Annotated in this window: 16 protein-coding genes; 9 read left to right on the top strand and 7 right to left on the bottom strand. The window is 64.0% G+C overall.

Annotated features, from left to right (window positions below; all coding sequences use genetic code 11):
* Window positions 1-66: 66 nt before the first annotated feature.
* Both EO094_RS02795 and EO094_RS02790 read right to left on the bottom strand, forming a co-directional pair.
* Complete coding sequence (locus tag EO094_RS02795) at window positions 67-558, bottom strand: (2Fe-2S)-binding protein (RefSeq protein ID WP_128290803.1); 492 nt, start codon at window positions 556-558, stop codon at window positions 67-69.
* A 78-nt stretch (window positions 559-636) separates the two neighbouring features.
* Window positions 637-1422 (bottom strand): SRPBCC family protein, encoded by a 786-nt coding sequence (locus EO094_RS02790; protein WP_128290802.1) that lies wholly within the window; start codon window positions 1420-1422, stop codon window positions 637-639.
* Between the two features lie 140 nt (window positions 1423-1562).
* Between EO094_RS02790 and cysQ the strand changes: the two genes are divergently transcribed.
* The 4 genes from cysQ to EO094_RS02770 all read left to right on the top strand — a co-directional run bounded on the left by cysQ (window position 1563) and on the right by EO094_RS02770 (window position 5216).
* On the top strand, window positions 1563-2399 hold the full coding sequence (gene cysQ / locus EO094_RS02785) for a 3'(2'),5'-bisphosphate nucleotidase CysQ (RefSeq protein ID WP_128290801.1): 837 nt from the start codon (window positions 1563-1565) through the stop codon (window positions 2397-2399).
* Window positions 2389-3288, top strand: coding sequence for a class I SAM-dependent methyltransferase (locus EO094_RS02780; protein WP_205649806.1), 900 nt, complete (start codon window positions 2389-2391; stop codon window positions 3286-3288). Before cysQ ends, EO094_RS02780 begins: the two co-directional genes overlap by 11 nt.
* A complete protein-coding gene (locus EO094_RS02775) occupies window positions 3285-4157 on the top strand; it encodes a TrmH family RNA methyltransferase (protein WP_128290800.1) in 873 nt (290 codons plus the stop codon). The genes EO094_RS02780 and EO094_RS02775 overlap by 4 nt, the downstream gene beginning before the upstream one ends.
* An 81-nt stretch (window positions 4158-4238) precedes the next feature.
* Complete coding sequence (locus EO094_RS02770; RefSeq protein ID WP_128290799.1) at window positions 4239-5216, top strand: complex I NDUFA9 subunit family protein; 978 nt, start codon at window positions 4239-4241, stop codon at window positions 5214-5216.
* A 120-nt stretch (window positions 5217-5336) separates the two neighbouring features.
* Here EO094_RS02770 and EO094_RS02765 read toward each other — a convergent pair whose 3' ends face one another.
* Window positions 5337-6143, bottom strand: coding sequence for an undecaprenyl-diphosphate phosphatase (locus tag EO094_RS02765; protein WP_128290798.1), 807 nt, complete (start codon window positions 6141-6143; stop codon window positions 5337-5339).
* 156 nt (window positions 6144-6299) lie between these two features.
* Here EO094_RS02765 and EO094_RS02760 point away from each other — a divergent pair, with 156 nt between their 5' ends.
* The 3 genes from EO094_RS02760 to EO094_RS02750 are packed head-to-tail and all read left to right on the top strand — an operon-like array spanning window position 6300 to window position 8994.
* Window positions 6300-6992, top strand: a complete 693-nt coding sequence (locus EO094_RS02760) for a glutathione S-transferase family protein (protein ID WP_128290797.1) — start codon at window positions 6300-6302, stop codon at window positions 6990-6992.
* Between the two features lie 11 nt (window positions 6993-7003).
* Complete coding sequence (queG, locus tag EO094_RS02755) at window positions 7004-8128, top strand: tRNA epoxyqueuosine(34) reductase QueG (protein ID WP_128291783.1); 1125 nt, start codon at window positions 7004-7006, stop codon at window positions 8126-8128.
* Window positions 8128-8994, top strand: coding sequence for an SDR family oxidoreductase (locus tag EO094_RS02750; RefSeq protein WP_128290796.1), 867 nt, complete (start codon window positions 8128-8130; stop codon window positions 8992-8994). Before queG ends, EO094_RS02750 begins: the two co-directional genes overlap by 1 nt.
* A gap of 55 nt (window positions 8995-9049) precedes the next feature.
* Here the strand turns inward: EO094_RS02750 and EO094_RS02745 are convergent, their stop codons facing one another.
* Genes EO094_RS02745 through ku form a run of 3 tightly spaced genes read right to left on the bottom strand, consistent with a single transcriptional unit; the run spans window position 9050 to window position 13611 of the window.
* Window positions 9050-9961 (bottom strand): glucosamine kinase nucleotide-binding domain-containing protein, encoded by a 912-nt coding sequence (locus EO094_RS02745; protein WP_128290795.1) that lies wholly within the window; start codon window positions 9959-9961, stop codon window positions 9050-9052.
* Window positions 9962-10008: 47 nt separating this feature from the next.
* Window positions 10009-12651, bottom strand: a complete 2643-nt coding sequence (gene ligD, locus EO094_RS02740; protein ID WP_425455823.1) for a DNA ligase D — start codon at window positions 12649-12651, stop codon at window positions 10009-10011.
* 6 nt (window positions 12652-12657) lie between these two features.
* The gene (gene ku / locus EO094_RS02735; protein WP_128290793.1) at window positions 12658-13611 is read right to left on the bottom strand and encodes a non-homologous end joining protein Ku; all 954 of its coding nucleotides are present in this window, start codon (window positions 13609-13611) and stop codon (window positions 12658-12660) included.
* 164 nt (window positions 13612-13775) lie between these two features.
* Between ku and EO094_RS02730 the strand changes: the two genes are divergently transcribed.
* On the top strand, window positions 13776-14555 hold the full coding sequence (locus EO094_RS02730; protein WP_128290792.1) for a 3-hydroxybutyrate dehydrogenase: 780 nt from the start codon (window positions 13776-13778) through the stop codon (window positions 14553-14555).
* 42 nt (window positions 14556-14597) lie between these two features.
* Window positions 14598-15185: an O-acetyl-ADP-ribose deacetylase gene (locus EO094_RS02725; protein ID WP_128290791.1), complete on the top strand. Its 588-nt coding sequence runs from the start codon at window positions 14598-14600 to the stop codon at window positions 15183-15185.
* 9 nt (window positions 15186-15194) lie between these two features.
* Here EO094_RS02725 and pyc read toward each other — a convergent pair whose 3' ends face one another.
* Complete coding sequence (gene pyc / locus EO094_RS02720) at window positions 15195-18677, bottom strand: pyruvate carboxylase (protein WP_128290790.1); 3483 nt, start codon at window positions 18675-18677, stop codon at window positions 15195-15197.
* Window positions 18678-18776: the final 99 nt, after the last annotated feature.

The raw sequence follows: 18776 nt of genomic DNA, 5'->3' as shown, positions 1-18776 counted from the left end.
CGCACCCTTTTGCCGGACCCTTTGTCGGGTCTCTTGCGGGGCGGTCCGGATCCAAGATCAACGCGTCTATTCGGCGGCCTGGCGGACCTCGCCATGCATCTCCTGCGCCGCGGCGAGGATCGCCTTGACGATGTTGTGGTAGCCCGTGCAGCGGCAGATATTACCCTCGAGCTCGTGGCGCACCGTGTCCTCGTCGAGCTGGCCCTCGTGCCGGCGGATGATGTCGACGCCGGACATGATCATGCCGGGCGTGCAATAGCCGCATTGCAGACCGTGATGCTCTTTGAAGGCCGCCTGCAGGGGATGCAGATCGGCGCCATTGGCGAGCCCTTCGATCGTCGTGATCGACGTCCCGTCAGCCTGCGCCGCAAGGATGGTGCATGATTTGATCGCCTTGCCGTCGAGATGCACGACGCAGGCGCCGCATTGCGAGGTGTCGCAGCCGACATGCGTGCCGGTCAGCTCCAGATCTTCGCGCAGAAAGTCCACGAGGAGGCGGCGATCTTCCACCTCCTTGGAGACCTGACGGCCATTCACCGTCATCGTCACAGTGACCATTGAAACCCTCCCTATGAGTTTTGTTATGGGGGCGTGTCGCCCGTTATTCAGATCGCGGCCGGCAATGCGGCCGCGATCTTAAAGAATCGCCCAGAGCACGATCAGGACGAGGATCGCGATAAAGCCCCAGACCATGGGCCCGCCGAGGAACCCGCCGGCGGCGCGTTCTTCGACCGCCTCCTCGGCCTCTTCAGCGGCATGCTCCAGCTCGTGGGCGGCATGCGAAAACGCCGATTCATGCTCGCCCTCGCGCCTGGCCTCGCTGCTGGTACCGGTGGCGGTCTCTTGGCCGCCCACTTCCGGCACGCCTGTCGCGAGCGGCGGCACGGTGGCCCCGGGGATCGCAGCCGTGCCGGCAGGCTCTGAGAGCACGGCTTCATCGGCCGTGCCGGCAGCCGGCGCCGCCTCATCGGCTTTGATGGTGTGCCCGCCGGCCTTTTCGGCGAGGCAGGAGAAAAATTGATCGGCGAGCTTCTTGGCGGTGGATCCCACGAGGCGATTGCCGAGCTGGGCGAGCTTGCCGCCCACCTGCGCATCGGCGTCATAGGTCAGGATCGTCGTCTCGCCCTCTTCGGCAAGGCGCACATCGGCTGTTCCCTTGGCAAAGCCAGCGACCCCGCCCTGGCCTTCGCCAGCGATCCGGTAGCTCTCGGGAGGCTTCACATCCTGCAGTTCCACCGTGCCGTTGAAGGTCGCCTTCACCGGTCCGATCTTCGTCGTCACCCGCGCGGACAGGCCGCCGGTTTCGGTCTCATGGAGTTCTTCGCAGCCGGGCAGGCATTCGCGCAGCACGTCCGGATCGTTGAGCAGCGCCCAGACCTTCTCTCGCGGCGCCGTGATCACGTATTCACCGGTGAGTTTCATACTGCCTCCCTACGCCCCCTTGTTGATTGCGTTCGATTGTGCACACAGGCCCATTCATACTCAACTGGCAAACAAACCCCGGCAAAGGCTATTTGATGGCAAGACCGGAGACGACAAGGCCGGAGACAACAAGGGACCTCATGCCACTCAGCCAACTGCCCGCGCCGCTCGATACGCTCATGACGATCGCGATCGCTGCCGGGGAGGCCATTCTCGAAATCCATGACGGCGACCTCGCCGTGGAGAAGAAGGCCGATTCATCACCCGTATCCGCAGCGGATCGGGCGAGCGAAAAGCTCATCACCGAAAGATTGCGCCACCACTTTCCCGACATCCCGATCGTCGCCGAAGAGGCCTGCTCGGAATTCGGACCGCCCGAATGCGGCTCCCGTTTCTTCCTCGTCGATCCGCTTGACGGAACGAAGGAATTCCTGAGCGGCAGCGGCGAATTCACCGTCAACATCGCCCTCGTCGAGGACGCACACGCGGTCGCCGGCGTCGTCTACGCCCCGGTGCTCGGCAAGTTCTTCTGCGGCCTCAAACAGGAGGCCTGGCGCGGCGAGGTGGAGCGGCCGTCGGGGATCGTCACCGACCTGCAGACGATCGCCATCCGCCCCGTCCCGGAAACGCCGATCGCGGTCGCGAGCCGCTCGCACATGTCGCCGGAGACGGCCGCATTTCTCGACCGTTTCGAAGCCGCGGAGACGCGCTCGATCGGCTCTTCGCTCAAATTCTGCCTGCTTGCGGCGGGCGAGGCCGATTTCTACCCTCGCCTCGGCCCGACCATGCAGTGGGACACGGCGGCCGGCCAGGCGGTGCTGGAGGCGGCCGGCGGCCAGGTTCTGAACCTCGATGGCACGCCCTTTCTCTATGGTCGCGAACACGAAGGCGGGCCCCGCCCTTTCCAGAACCCCTATTTCCTGGCGATCGGCGACCCGACGCTCACAGAAACTCTGATCGGCAATCGTGCAGACTGACACCCTTCCGGACGACGCCACCTTTCAGCCGCGGGTGCTCGCAAGCCGCGGCCACGAGGATTACGCGCTTCTCGACAGCGGCAACGGCCGCAAGCTCGAGCGCTTTGGGCCGATGCTGCTCGACCGGCCGGAGGAGCAGGCGATGTGGGCGCCTTCTCTCCCCGAGAAACAATGGCAGCGGGCAGACGCCGTCTTCACCGGCGACGTGGAAGAGGAAGGCGCCGGACGCTGGCGGCAGAACGCCAGCGAGACGGAATGGACGTGCCGTCACGGCGCGCTCGCCTTCACCTGCCGCCTGACATCCTTCCGCCATGTCGGCGTCTTCCCCGAACACGCCGTGCATTGGGATTTCGTCGAAGAGCGGCTCAAGGGGCTTGAGGCGCCGAAACTCCTCAATCTCTTCGGCTATACCGGCATCGCCTCGCTCGTCGCCGCGCAGGCCGGCGCCCAGGTCACCCATGTCGACGCCTCCAAAAAAGCGATCGCCTGGGCGCGCGAAAACCAGGCGCTTTCCGGGCTCGATGACAAGCCGATCCGCTGGCTCCTCGACGACGCCGGCAAGTTCGCCGCCCGCGAGGTGCGCCGCGGCAATCTCTATGACATGATCCTGCTCGATCCGCCGAAATACGGCCGCGGGCCGAAGGGCGAGACCTGGCATCTGTTTGAGGATCTGCCGGAGATGCTGAAACTCTGCGCCCAGTGCCTGAAGCCCGGGGGAACGCTGATCCTGACGGCTTATGCCATCCGCGCCTCCTATCTCGCTTTGCACCAGCTTTCGGCCGATATCGTCGGCGGCAGGGTCACGTCCGGCGAAATGGCGCTCCTTGGCGAAGGCCGCGCCAAGGCCTTGCCCACGGCCCTATATTGCCGGGCGGAGAAACCACAATGAACGAAGCCGAGGAAGAGTGGCGCCCAGGCTTTCACCGCGTCACCAGCCCGTCGAACCCCATCGTCAAACAGCTCTCGGCCCTTTCGGCCAAGAAGAAGGAGCGGGACCGCACCGGCCTCTTTCTCGGCGAAGGCCTGAAGCTCGTGCGCGACGCGCTGGAGACGGGATTTCGCGTCCACGATTTCATCGCCTCTGCGGAGAGCCTGCAGGAGGGCGCGGTTGCCGACACCGCCGCCGCCGTCAAAGGCGCAGGAGGACGGGTTCTTTCCGTCAGCCGCCCGGTGCTGGAAAAGCTCTCCCGCCGCGACAACCCGCATTCCGTCATCGGCGTCTTCGAGCAGAGGCTGGCGCCCCGCAAGGAGATCGGCCGCGAAGGCCTGTGGATCGGGCTCGACCGCATCCGCGATCCCGGCAATCTCGGCACCATCTTGCGCACGGCGGATGCGGCAGGCGTCGCGGGCGTCGCACTCATCGGCGAATGCTGCGATCCGTTTTCCCTGGAAACGGTACGCGCTTCCATGGGCTCCTTCTTCCACGTGCCGCTGGCCACCGCCGACGAGGCAGCCTTCCTCGCCGCGGCAAAGGCCAATTCGGCGCGCCTCCTCGGCACGCATCTTTCGGCCACAGAGGATTTCCGCAAGGCGGATTATGCGCCGCCACTCGTCCTCGTCATGGGCAATGAGCGCCAGGGTCTGACCGATGCGCTCGCCGAAAGCTGCGACAGCCTTTTGCGCATCCCGATGCGCGAGGGAGCGGATTCGCTCAACCTCGCCGTCGCCACCGGCTTGATGATCTACGAGGCGCTGAAGCACCCACGAAACGCCGCGACCTTGGCAAAAGCTCAACCTTTACGAAGTACGGGCCGTTGATGGCCGCATGCCGTCGAGACTATATGTGTCCGCAACCCGCGCTTCTCGCCTGAGAAGCCACACGCCTGGCAGGAGTTGAACGTGCAACCACCGAGCGAACCGACCCGCCTCGTCACCGTTTTCGGGGGCTCTGGCTTTCTGGGCCGTCATGTCGTGCGTGCCCTTGCACTGCGCGGCTGGCGCATCCGCGTCGCCGTGCGGCGCCCCGATCTCGCCTTCCACCTGCGCCCGCTCGGCTCGGTCGGGCAGATCGTCCCGATGCAGGCGAATTTGCGCTATCCCTGGTCGGTGGAACGCGCCCTTGATGGGGCCGACGCCGCGGTCAATCTGGTCGGCATTCTCTACCAGGGCGGGGCCCAGAACTTCGACGCCGTGCAGGCGAAAGGTCCGCGCACCATCGGCGAAGCGGCCAAGGCCGCAGGCGTCGACGACATCGTCCATGTCTCCGCCATTGGCGCCGACGCGAACTCCGACATCCCCTATTTCCGCAGCAAGGCGGAAGGCGAAGCGGGGCTGCGCGAACACCGGCCGGAAACCGTCGTCATGCGCCCGTCGATCGTCTTCGGGCCGGAAGACGAGTTCTTCAATCGCTTTGCCGGCATGGCGGCGATGTCTCCGATCCTGCCGATCATCGGCGACGGCAGCTCGCGCTTTCAGCCGGTCTTCGTCGGCGATGTGGCCGAGGCGATTGCTAACAGTCTCGAAGGCAAGGCGAAGCCCGGGGCGACCTATGAGCTCGGCGGCCCGGAGGTTTTGACCTTCCGCGAATGCATGGAGCTCATGCTGAAAGTCATCAACCGCCGTCGCAAGATCGTGTCGATCCCCTTCAGTGTCGCCAAGCCGATGGGCCGCATCATGAGCAAACTGCCTTCGCCGCCCCTCACCTACGATCAGGTGCGTCAGCTCCGGCTCGACAATGTCGTCTCGGAAGAGGCGAAAGCGGAAGGCCGCACGCTCGAAGGCCTCGGCATCGATCCTGCCGCGCTGGAGCTCATTCTCCCGACCTACCTCGTGCGCTTCCGCGACCACGGGCAGTTCGCCGAGAAGCATCCCGTCTGAGGCAGGGTCGGAGCGCGAAACGCGACCAAGCCGCGCTTCGAAGTCATTCAGAACGTTGAAGCGGCGGGGCGAGCTCCCGCCCGCGCCGCAGAGATCAGACGAAGAGATCAGGCGCAGAGATCAGCCCCAGAGCCAGAGCCCGATGAGGCCCGCCGTGCCGACGGCGATGCGCCACCAGGCAAATGGCGTAAAGCCATGGCGGGAGACGAAGTCGAGCAGGCTGCGCACCACGACGAGGGCCGCCGCGAAAGCGAAGACGAAGCCGACGCCAATGATCACCGCATCGTCGACCGACAAGAGCGCGCGATTCTTGAAGAGATCGTAGGCGAAAGCGCCGGCCATCGTCGGCATGGCGAGAAAGAACGAAAATTCCGCCGCCGAACGCTTGTCGCAGCCCATCAGAAGCGCACCGGCAATGGTCGCACCGGAGCGCGAAACACCCGGGATCATCGCAAGACACTGGAACACGCCGATCTTGAAGGCGAGCCCCGGCGGATACCGCATCGCGTCATGATGGACCGGCTTCAGGTCCAGCCGATCGATGAACGCGAGAATGATGCCACCCACAATTAGGGTGATACATATCAACACCGGCGTCTCGAATAAGACATTCTTAATAAAATCGTGCGCGATGGCACCTATGACTGCGGCCGGCAGGAAAGCGAGGAGGATCGCGATGACGAAGCGCCTTGCATCGGGGCTCGTCGGAAGCTGTGTCGCCACGCGCCACAACCGCCCGAAATAGACCGACAGAATGGCCAGGATGGCGCCGAGCTGGATAAGCACTTCGAAGGTCTTGCCCGTCGATTCGAAGCCCAGAAAATGCCCGGCGAGCAGAATGTGCGCTGTCGATGAAACCGGAATGAACTCCGTCAACCCTTCGATCAAACCGAGGAAAGCGGCATCAAAGATGGTTCCGATATCCAAGCTCTTTCCTTTCCCGCATAGGCGATCGCCCAACCTTCGCCCGATTGCGCCGCCATGGCACAAGGGCGCTCGCGAATCGTCGCGAGCGTGCGGCTCCTACCATGCCGCAATGAGCGTTCCCATTTCCTTTCACCAGTTTGATAGCCAGCCCCGCTGATGATCCGGCTTTACCACCATCCGTTGTCCGTTCCCTCCCGCTTCATCCGTTTGGCGGTGGGGGAATGCGATCTCAATTGCGAGTTGATCGAGGAGCGCCCGTGGGAGCGCCGTGAGGGATTTCTTCTGATGAACCCGGCGGGCACGCTGCCGGTGATGCAGGAAGACAACGGCCCGCCGATCGTCGGCGCCTGGCCGGCATCTGAATATCTCGACGAGACCCGCGGCTTTGCCCTCGACGAACACCGGCTTCTGCCGGCAAGCGCCGATGGCCGCGCCGAGGTGCGCCGGCTTCTCGACTGGTTTCTCGGAAAGTTCGATCCCGAGGTGACGGTCTACCTCGCCGAAGAGCGGGTCATCAAACGCGAGATGTCTCGGCTCGGCATGGATTCCTCGCCCGATTCCTCGCTTCTGCGCGCCGGCCGGGCTAATATCCGCATGCACCTGCGCTATATCGATCATCTGATCGTGGAACAGAGCTGGCTTGCCGGCGACCGCATGAGCTACGCGGATCTCGCCGCCGCCGCGGCGCTTTCCGTGGCCGATTTTCTGGGTGAGGTGCCCTGGCAGGAATATGAGGAAGTCAAGGATTGGTACGCGAGGATCAAATCGAGACCGTCCTTCCGTCCGCTCCTCAACGACCAGATGCGCGGCGTGACGCCGCCGGCCCATTACGCCGATCTCGACTTCTAGAGACGGAGCGCCTGAAGGCGTTCCTGGCCGAAATTGCCCGTGACGAAGGCTTCACCTCCCTCGGCGTGACGCATCCGGACGGGCTCGGAGGCGCCGGCAAGCGCCTCGGCGTCTGGATCGACGAAGGCCGCCACGGCAGCATGGAATGGATGCCGGAAACGGCGGACCGGCGCGCCGATCCACGCCGCATCTTCCGCGATGTTCGCTCCGTCGTCATGCTCGGCATGAATTACGGCCCCGAAGGCGATCCCCTCGCCACGCTCGCGGAACGGCAGAAGGCGACGATCTCCGTCTATGCCCGCAACCGCGATTACCACGACCTCATCAAGGGCGCGATGAAGCGCATCGGCTCGCGGTTTGCCGCCGAAGCGCGCCGCCGCAATCTCCCCGACGAGATCAAAGTGTTTGTCGACACCGCCCCCGTCATGGAAAAGCCGCTGGCGGCCGCCGCCGGCATCGGCTGGCAGGGCAAGCACACCAATCTCGTCTCGCGCGACCACGGCTCCTGGCTTTTTCTGGGCGCGATCTTCACCGCCGCCGAGCTTCCCGCAGATCCCGCGGAGACGGACCATTGCGGCTCGTGCCGGCGCTGCCTCGAGGCCTGCCCGACGAACGCCTTCCCGGCGCCCTACCAGCTCGATGCCCGGCGCTGCATCTCCTATCTGACGATCGAAGACAAAGGCCTCATCCCCCGCGAATTTCGCAAAGACCTCGGCAACCGCATCTATGGCTGCGACGACTGCCTCGCCGCCTGCCCGTGGAACAAATTTGCTGAAACCGCCTCTGAGGCGAAGCTGAAAGCCCGCGAGGATCTTCAGGCGCCTTCTCTGAAAGACCTCGTCCGCCTGGACGATGCCGCCTTCCGGCAGCATTTTTCCGGCTCGCCGATCAAACGCATCGGACGGGCGAAATTCGTCTCCAATGTCTTGATCGCGATCGGCAATTCGGGCGATGCGGAGCTTGCATCGGAAGCTAGGGCAAGGCTCGATGACGAAAGCCCGCTTGTGCGCGGCGCGGCGATCTGGGCACTCGCCAGGCTCGCCCCCGAAACGGCAGAGAGGGCACGGGCAGAACTTTTGCCGCAAGAAGACAATGCCGCCGTGCGCGGCGAATGGAATTTGCTTGGCGAGGATTGATGGATCTCTTTTGCTTTGGCCTCGGTTATTCGGCCCGCTTCACCATGGACGCACTTGAACCCGAAAGCGTCTGGGGCACGACGCGCAGCGCCGAAGGCCTGCATGCGATGGCCGCGCTCGGCGCCATGCCTCTCCTCTTCGACGGAAATGCCGGCGCGCCCCATAACGGTGCCGTCTCCGATGCGCTCGCCGAGGCGACCCATGTCCTCGTCTCCATCGCGCCCGACGAGACGGGTGATCCCGTGCTCAACGTCTTCGGCGACGCCCTGTCGGAAGCGGGGCCCAGTTCGATCTGCTACCTCTCCACGGTCGGCGTCTATGGCGACCACGACGGCGGCTGGGTCGACGAGACGTCGGAATGCCGGCCGGTTTCGACGCGCTCCAAGCAGCGGGTCGAGGCGGAAAACGCCTGGCTCTCGTTCTCAGAGACGACGGGCATTCCCGTTTCCATCGTCCGCCTCTCCGGCATCTACGGCCCCGGCCGCGGCCCGTTCGAAAAGATCCGCCGGGGCACGAGCCGCCGCATTATCAAGGACGGACAGGTCTTCAACCGCATCCACGGCGAGGATATCGGCCAGATTGCAGCCGCCGCTCTCCGGCAGAATGCGTCCGGGATCTTCAACGGCACCGACGATGAGCCGGCCGCACCGCAGGACGTGATCACCTATGCCGCCGAGCTTCTGGGCGTCGAGCCGCCGGAGGAAGTCCGTTTCGAGGCCGCCAATATGAGCCCGATGGCGCGCACCTTCTATGGCGAGAACAAGCGGGTCAAAAACGACAAGATCAAGAACGAGCTCGGCGTCACCCTCGCCTACCCGACCTATCGCGAGGGCCTGAAAGCCATTCTCGCCGCCGAAAACGACTGAGCGCTCTCTGCGGGCCTGCCCGGCAGGACGCCGGCTGGCAGAGCCAGCGTCTTTCCTACCGGCGCCGCTCCTGCGGCGCCTTTCCGCGGGCCACGTGGACACAGCCGTCGAGCGCGCAGCCCTGCGGCACGTCGAGATGCCGACCGAGCCGCCTTTCGATGCGGGTGCGCAAAAGCCCCGAAAGCCCCCCCAGAAGATAGAGCGGCTCGCCGTCGCTCTCTCCGCTGACGCTCTCCCCGCCGAGGCCATCGCCAAGCGAAGAGACGAGAGCCGTGGCCTCATCGGCGGCAGCTTCCAGAAGCGCGTCAGCTGCGTCATCCCCCACCTCCGCGGCCGCGGCGATCTCCGGCACGAGTGCCGCAAAATCCCGGGGCCTCGCCTGCAACAGCCAGTCCAGAATAGTCGCCTCACTGCCGCCGAGCCGGGCCACGAGCCGCTCGGACAGGAGGCTCTCAGGCGCCGCCCCGTCAAAGCTCTTCAGCGCGGCCTCCACCGCCCGACGGCCGAGCCAGGCGCCGGAGCCGCGATCTCCCCCGAGAAAACCCCAGCCGTCGCGTTGGATCGAGGTTCCATCGGCAAAAAGCCGGTGCCCGGCCGCACCCGTACCGAGGATGATGAGACGCGCCGGCTGCCCGCCGCTCGCTCCGACAAGTGCCGCATATCCGTCCGACATCGCTAAGATCTCAGCAAATCCCTCATGTGCGGCGAGAAAAGCCGTGCGCCGGTTGACGTCGACGAGGCCCGCCACCCCGAGGCTGAGAACCACCGATCCGCGCTGGGTCTGCGGCGTGGTCTGCCGGCAGAGCACATTGATGAGGGCGTCAAGGACGGCGATCGCCCCGGCAAGATCCGTGGAGGGATTGCAGGCGCCGCCTTCGCCACTCGCGAGGACCGCCCCATCGGGGGCGACAAGGCGGGCGCGGCAAGTCGTGCCGCCGGCATCGACTGCCAGAATCGTTCTTTCCATAAAAACCTGTTCCCGATGCCTTGCGATGCTGCGCCGACGGTCCGCGCTCAATCGCCTTCGACCGCCTTCATCGCCGCCTTCGTGACCGACTGCCGCACCGATTGATATTCATCCCAGGGATCGCCGCGAAGCGCCTTGAGCCGTTTCGGCAGATTTTCCACGGTGTAGGCATTCGCCGCTTTCACCGAGGAGAGCTCGTCCCAGGAGACCGGCGTCGCCACCGGCGCCCCGTCGCGCGAGCGCGTGGAGAAGGGTGCGATCGCCGTCGAGCCACGCTCATTGCGGAGATAATCGAGGAAAATCCGCCCCTTGCGCTTCGCCTTCGACATCGTCGCCACGTATTTCTCCGGCGCCTCCTCGGCAAGTCTCATCGCAAAGCCGCGCGCGAACGCCTTCACCTCGGGCCATTCGGCGCGCCGGGTCAACGGCACGATGACATGCACGCCCTTGCCGCCGGAAAGCATCGGAAAACTCTGAAGGCCAAGATCGGCGAGCCTGTCGCGGAGGTCGAAGGAGGCCGTCTTCACATCACCGAAATCGAGCCCTTCATCGGGGTCGAGATCGAAGACGATACGCTCCGGCTTCTCGACCTGATCGATGCGCGAACCCCAGATGTGGAATTCCATCACCCCCATCTGCACACCCGCAAGGATGCCCGCGAGATCGTCGACATAGAAATACTGCTCTATATCGCCGGAGCCCTCGGTGATTTCCACGCGCTTCATCTCCTCGGGAAAACCGCCGGAATCGTGCTTCTGAAAAAAACACTTCTTGGCGCGCCCCTGCGGACAGCGCACGAGGCTGAGTGGGCGCTCGGCGAGATAAGGCAGCATCCATTCACCGATCGCCGCGTAATATTCCGCAAGATCGCGCTTCGACAGGCCCTGGCTCGGGAAGACGACACGATCGGGCGAGGTGAGGCGCACGCCAGCAACGCGCATGTCGTCGCCGTCGCCTGCGGCGCTTGCGGCACCCGCAGACGACGCACCGCCCGAGCCCCGCTTCCCGGAGCCTTGCTTCCCTGGCTCTTGCTTCGACTTCGACGAGGTTTCGGCGTCTGTCGCCGCTACAGGCTTTTCGAGGCTCACTTTGCTGGCGTCCTTGTCCTCGCGCAGTCCCAGGAAAGAGGGATGGCGCAGAATGTTGTCGCCGGTGAATTCGGTGAAGGCGATCTCGGCGACGAGGGCAGGCTTCACCCAATGGGCGCCGCGCGCCACCGCCTTCGGCACATCGGCGAACGGAGGCGTCTTGCGTTCGATCGCTTTCAGCCGCGTCGACAACGCGTCGAGATCGTTCTCATCGAACCCCGTTCCGACACGCCCGTTGTAACGAAGCTTGCCGTCCTCGAAGGTGCCGAGAAGGAGAGATGAAAAGCCGGTGCGCCGCTGCGAAGGCGACCAGCCGCCGATGACGAATTCCTGCCGCTTCGTGCATTTGATCTTGAGCCAGGTCTTGGTGCGCCGCGAGCGGTAGGACGCATCCGCCTTTTTCGAGACGATGCCCTCATGCCCGCCGGCACAGAGCGCCGACAGCACCTTCTCGCCTTCGCCGCGCACATGTTCGGAAAACTGCACGACGGAATTTTTCGGCAGCGGCTTCAGGAGATCTTTGAGCCGCGTCTTGCGCTCGCTCAGTTTTTCGCCGGTCACGTCCTCGCCATCGATCTCGAGGAGATCGAAGGCGAAAAAGGCAAGATCGCCCCCCTCGCCGATCGCCCGCTGCAGGGAGGAAAAATCGGTCCGTCCCTTGTCGTCGAAAGCGACGAGCTCGCCGTCGACGAGCGCCGACCGCCCGCCGAGCGGCGCGAAAGCTTTGGCGAGCTTAGGAAATTTTGCCGTCCAATCCTGGCCGCTGCGGGTGAAGAATTTCGGGCCTCCTTTACCGAGCGCCACGATCAGACGGTAACCGTCATATTTCATCTCGTGGACCCAGCCGGCACCCGACGGCACGGCATCGACGAGGGTTGCAAGCTGCGGCGAGCGGAAGGCCGGCATCGCGGCCTTGGCGTCTTTCGTCCCTGCGCTCTTCTTGGCAGCCGCCTTGCCCTTGGAGCCGGTCTCGCCCTTGGCTGCCTTACTGCCTTTCTCGGGCTCCGATTCCCACACGGGCGAATCCGCGCCCTCCGCGATCGCCTGCATGCTGCGGCCGGTCGCAACACTGGTCTCGTGGTCTTTCAGAAGGGGATCGTTTTCGTCGGCCGTCTCGTCGCGCTCCTTGATGAGGAGCCAGTTCTCACGCTTCTCCTTTGGCCGCCCGCGCATTTTGACGAGCGCCCAGCCGCCTTTCATCCGCTCGCCGTTGAGACGGAAATGCAGCTTGCCCTCTTCCAAGCCCTCATGCGGATCATGGAGCGGCTCCCAGGTGCCGCGATCCCACAGCATCACCGTGCCGCCGCCATATTGGCCCTTGGGGATCGTGCCTTCGAAGCCGCCGTAATCGAGGGGATGATCTTCGACATGCACGGCCAGGCGCTTTTCGCCCGGATCGAGGCTCGGGCCCTTTGTCACCGCCCAGCTCTTCAGAACACCATCGAGCTCGAGCCGGAAATCGTAATGCAGGCGGGTGGCATCATGCTTCTGGACGACGAAGCTCGCACCCTTGGCCTTGCCGCGTTTGCCCTTCGGCTCCTGCGTTTTGGCGAAGTCGCGCTTGGTGCGATAGGTCTTGAGAAGATCTGCCGTCGCCATCAAGTCTCCTTAAGCCGATTTGCGCTGACGGCCGGACGAGCTGGAGGACTTCGCCCGGGACGAGGATTTGCCGGTGCCGGCCTTGCCGCTCCGCGACTTCGCCGAAGAAGACGACGTCTTCGCAGCGGACTTTCTGCTGCTCTTACCGCCGCTCTTGCCGTCCTCCCCGCTCTTCTCCAGGCTCTCTTTCAGCGCCGCCATCAGATCGATGACATTGTCGCCGCCGCGTTTCGGCGCCTCGTCATCGTCGCTTTCGACGACCTTGGGCCGCTTCTTCTTGAGCTTTGAGTCGATCACGTCACGCAGCGCCTTCACGTAATGATCCTTGAAAACGGCCGCATCGAAAGGCGCGGTCTTGCGCTCGATCAGCTCTGAGGCGACGCCCAGGAGATCCTCATCCGCCTCCTCGTCGCCAATGCCGGAGAAGAAGGAATCCGATTTGCGGATCTCCTCCTCGTAATGCAGTGTCTCCAGGAGAAGCCCCGTCCCGCAGGGCTTGATGGCGACGAGATATTCCTTGCCGCGAAGCGCGAGCTGCCCGAGCCCGATCTTCTCCGACTGGCGCAGCGCATCGCGCACCACGCGAAAAGCGTCTTCGGCGAGATCGTCCTGCGGCACCATGAAATACGGCTTGTCGAAATAAAGCGGATCGATCTCGCAGGAGCCGACGAATTGCGTGAGCTCGAGCGTCTTCTTGGTCTCGAGCTTGACCTCGTCGATCTCGTCTTCCGACAGGAGGACGTAATTCCCCTTCTCGTATTCGAAGCCTTTCAGGATTTCATCTGTATCCACCGGCCCGACACCCGGAACCACTTTCTGGTATTTCACGGGCTTGCCCGAAGGCTCGTGAATTTGACGAAAGGAGATCTTGGAAGACGTCTTCGTCGCCGAGTAGAGTTCGACCGGGATGGAAACGAGAGAGAGGCGCAGCTGACCTTTCCAGACAGGACGGGCGGCGGGCATATCGGACTCAACTAACTGATAAGACTCACGGACTTTATTCAACGCCGCGCCCGCAGGCGTTGTTCCACTGCGCATGCCCGCCCTGCGGCCACGGGAATTGGCCTGGAAAACCGCGCCTCCCGCAGCATTTTCACGTGCAACGAAGAAATCGCAGGAGAAGAAGCATGTTGAAAGGCAAGACCGCCGTCGTCACCGGATCGAATTCCGGGATCGGTCTCGGCGTCGCCAAGGCGCTCGCCGCCGAAGGCGCCAATGTCGTGATTAATTCCTTCACGGATCGCCCCGAAGACCACGAGCTCGCCGAGAAGATCGCCTCCGAATACGGCGTGACAGCAAAATATGTGAAAGCTGATATGTCGGTCGATGCCGAATGCCGCGGCCTCATCGAAGAGGCGGCCAAGATCGGCCCGGTTCAGATCCTCGTCAACAATGCCGGTATCCAGCATGTGGCGAAGGTGGAAGATTTTCCGGCCGAGAAATGGCACCAGATCATTGCCATCAATCTTTCCTCCGCCTTCTTCACCACGGCGGCCGCCGTGCCCGGGATGAAAGAAGCCGGCTGGGGCCGGATCATCAACATCGCCTCCGCCCACGGTCTCACCGCCTCGCCCTATAAGAGCGCCTATATCTCCGCCAAGCACGGCGTCGTCGGCCTCACGAAAACGGTGGCGCTGGAGCTTGCCGAGACGCCGATCACCTGCAACGCCATCTGCCCGGGCTATGTGAAGACGCCGCTCGTCGAAGGCCAGATCGAAGACCAGATGAAGACCCACAACATGGACCGCGAGACCGTCGTCCGCGAAGTCATGCTGGAGCGCCAGCCGACGAAGCAATTCGTCAAGGTCGAGGATATCGGCGCCATGGCCGTTTTTCTCTGCTCCGACGCGGCCGCCCAGATCACCGGGACACCGTTGTCAATCGACGGCGGCTGGACGGCTCTTTAAAGGGCAAAGGAACAGAAGCCGCTCGAAGGGCCTTCTCGGAAGATGGACACGCTTAAAATCGCCGAGACGACGCTCTCGATCATCATCGCCGACATCACCACGCTTGAGGTCGATGCAATCGTCAACGCCGCCAACCAGTCGCTTCTGGGCGGCGGCGGGGTCGACGGAGCGATCCATCGCGCCGCCGGCCCGCAACTCCTCGAAGAATGCCGCACGCTCGGCGGCTGTCCGACAGGCGAGGCGCGCCTGACGGACGGCTATGATCTGCCGGCCCGCCACGTTATCCATGCCGTCGGCCCGCGCTTTAAAGGCGGCGGTCATGGCGAGGCGGAGCTTCTCGCGTCAGCCTACAAGCGCTCGCTCGATATCGCGGTAGAGAATGGCCTTGAGACAATCGCGTTTCCGGCAATCTCGACCGGCATCTACGGCTTTCCCGCCGATCGCGCGGCGACGATCGCGACGTCCACCTGCGTCGGCTATTCGGAAGGCCATCCGGGCGCGCTGTCGGAGATCATCTTCTGCTGTTTTTCCGAAGAATCGGCCGAGCAGCATCGCCGCGCCCTCGCCGAAATCGGCCAGGAGGCGGAGATCGCCGACGAAGAGGCCCGGGCCGATCACCCGGGCCGATAATCCAACAGCCTATTCGGCCGCCTCGTAGCGGATCAGAAGGTCCTTGGCGTCGACGGCATCACCAGCCTTGACGATGATCGCTTCGATCGTGCCGTCGCGGTCGGCATGGATCGCCGTCTCCATCTTCATCGCTTCGATCGACAAGAGCACGTCGCCCGCCGTCACCTTCTCGCCGGCCTTGACCGCGATCTGGGAGATGACGCCCGGCATTGGTGCGCCCACCTGATCGGCATTGCCCGCTTCCGCCTTCGGACGCCGCGCCGCATCGGCCGCGCCATGCGCCCGGTCCGGCACGCGCACGAAGCGCGGCTGGCCATTAAGCTCGAAGAAGACGCGCACCTGCCCCTCTTCATCGGGCTCGCCGACCACCTGACAGCGAATCACGAGCGTCTTGCCACGCTCGATCTCGACCATCACCTCGTCGCCAGCTTCAAGGCCGTAAAAGTAGACGGGCGTCGGCAGAACTTCCGTCGGCCCATAATCCTCCTGCGCCCTGGCGAAGTCGGTAAAGACCTTCGGATACATGAGATAGGAGGCGAGCTCCTCGTCGGAGATCTCGTGATCGGCCGCTTCCGTAGCCTTCGCGCGCTCCGCCTCCAGATCCGCCGGTTCCATCAAGGAGCCCGGCCGCACGGTGATCGGCGTGTCGTTCTTCAGAACCTTTTTCTGGATCGCTTCCGGCCAGCCTCCGGGCGGCTGACCCAGCTCGCCGCGCATCATCTTGACGACGGAATCCGGGAAGGCGATTTCACGGCTCGGATCGAGGACGTCGTCGACGGAGAGATCCTGGCTCACCATCATCAGCGCCATATCGCCGACGACCTTCGAGGACGGCGTCACCTTGACGATGTCGCCGAACATCAAGTTAACGTCGTGATAGGTGTGCGCCACCCGGTGCCAGCGCGATTCAAGCCCGAGGGACCGCGCCTGCTCCTTGAGATTGGTGAACTGCCCGCCTGGCATCTCGTGGAGATAGACCTCAGAAGCCGGCGCCTTGAGATCGCTTTCGAAGGCCGCATACTGGTAGCGCACGGCCTCCCAGTAGAACGCGATCTTGCGGATCGCATCGCGCGTCAGGCCCGTCGCCCGCTCGCCCGAAGCGAGCGCTTCCACGATCGAGCCGAGTGCCGGCTGCGAGGTGAGACCTGCGACGGAATCCATCGCCGCATCGACGATATCGACGCCTTCCTCCACCGCAGCGAGCACCGAAGCGGCCGAAATGCCCGACGTGTCATGCGTGTGGAAATGCAACGGCAGATCGGTCGCCTCGCGCAGCGCCTTGAACAGCGCCTTCGCCGCGGCCGGACGTAAAACGCCCGCCATATCCTTGACGGCGATCATATGCGCGCCGGCTTTTTCCAGCTGCCTGGCGAGATCGACGTAATAGGCGAGGTTGTATTTGGAGCGGTCCGGATCGAAGAGGTCGCCGGTGTAGCAGATCGTGCCTTCGCAGATCTTGCCGCTCTCGATGACGGCATCCATCGACACCCGCATGTTCTCGACCCAGTTGAGGCAGTCGAAGACGCGGAACACATCGACACCCGCCTCGGCCGCCTTGGCAACGAAGAAGCGGACGACGTTGTCGGGGTAATTGGTGTAGCCGACACCATTGGAGCCTCGAAGCAGCATCTGCATCAAGATGCCTGGCGCCCCGGCGCGGATGCGTTTCAGCCGCTCCCACGGATCTTCCGTCAAGAAGCGCATGGCAACGTCAAAGGTCGCCCCGCCCCAGCATTCGAGCGAGAAGAGCTCCGGCAGCGCCGCCTGATAGGCCGGCGCGATCGCCGCGATGTCGTGCGTGCGCATGCGCGTGGCAAGCAGCGACTGATGCCCGTCGCGCATGGTCGTGTCGGTGACGAGCGTCCGCTTCTGTGCACGCACCCAGCGCGCCAGCCCCTCCGGCCCCTCGCGATCGAGGAGCTGGCGGCTGCCGACGAAATCCTCCGGCATCGCCTTCGCCTCGAACAAAGGCGGCACGGGCGGCGGCACATCGGCAGGCGGGCGCGGCCTGTTGCGTGTCTCCGGATGCCCGTTCACCGAGACGTCGGCGATATAATTCAACAGTTTGGTGCCGCGGTCGCGGCGCCGCACCGTATCGAAGAGCTCCGGCGTCTCGTCGATGAAGCGGGTGGTGTAGCTGTTATCCTGGAAAGAGGGATGCGTGATGATGTTTTCCAGGAAGGTGAGATTGGTCGCCACACCGCGAATGCGGAATTCACGCAGCGCCCGGTGCATCCGCTTCAAGGCGTCTTCCGCCGTCGGCGCCCAGGCCGTCACCTTCTCCAGAAGCGGATCGTAATAGCGGGTGATCACCGCGCCGGAATAGGCCGTGCCGCCGTCGAGGCGGATGCCGAAGCCGGTGGCGCCGCGATAGGCGGTGATACGCCCGTAATCGGGGATGAAATTCTCTTCCGGATCTTCCGTCGTGATGCGGCATTGCAGGGCATGACCGTTGAGGAAGATCTTCTCCTGCGCCGGCACACCGGACGCCGGATCGCCGATTTTCTCGCCCTCGATCAGCTTGATCTGCGCCTTGACGATATCGATGCCCGTCACCTCTTCGGTGACCGTGTGCTCCACCTGCACGCGCGGATTGACCTCGATGAAGTGGAACTCGCCCGTCGCGGAATCCTGCAGGAATTCAACGGTCCCCGCACAGACATAATCGGCGGCCTTGGCGAGCTTCAGCGCATAGCCGCACAATTCCTCACGCTTTTCGGCGCTGAGATAAGGAGCCGGCGCGCGCTCCACGACCTTCTGGTGGCGCCGCTGCACGGAACAATCGCGCTCGAAAAGATGCACCTGGTTGCCGTGCCGATCGCCGAGAACCTGCACCTCGACATGGCGCGCATGCTCGACGAGCTTTTCCAGATAGACCTCGTCCTTGCCGAAGGCGGCCTTGGCCTCGCGCTTGGCCTGCCGCACGGTCTCCACGAGTTCCTTCTCGTTGGCGATGACGCGCATACCGCGTCCGCCGCCGCCCCAGGAGGCCTTGAGCATGACCGGGTAGCCGATCTCGCTTGCGACTTCCTTCCAGCGGCCCTCGTCGTCCGGCAGCGGCTCGCTCGCCGGCATCACCGGCACGCCCGCCTCGACCGCGAGATTGCGCGCCGCGACCTTGTTGCCGAGCCGGCGCATCGTCTCCGGCGACGGGCCGATGAAAGTGATGCCCGCCTCGCGACAGGCTTCGGCAAATTCCGGGCTTTCCGACAAAAAGCCGTAGCCGGGATGGATGGCGTCCGCACCGCTCGCCTTGGCGACGCGCAGAATCTCGTCAATCGACAGATACGCCTCGATCGGACCCATCTGGTTCGGCAGATGCGATCCAGAGCCGATCAGATACGCCTCGTCGGCCTTGAAACGATGCAGGGCGAGCTTGTCTTCCTCGGCGAAGACGGCGACCGTCTTCAGCCCCAGCTCGTTGGCCGCGCGAAAAACGCGGATTGCAATTTCGGAACGATTGGCGACGAGGAGCTTAGAAACTTTCCGCAAGGCCACCCTCTCTCTGCAAGAACGCACTTTCTTACCGGCCGGTTTTCGGCGACGCAAATGAAGAGGCCCCCGGCTTGCGCCGGAGGCCTCTCTTTCAAC

It is taken from the genome of Afifella aestuarii, from assembly GCF_004023665.1.
Classification (GTDB): domain Bacteria; phylum Pseudomonadota; class Alphaproteobacteria; order Rhizobiales; family Afifellaceae; genus Afifella; species Afifella aestuarii.
This window is presented reverse-complemented; position numbering and strand designations above follow the sequence as displayed.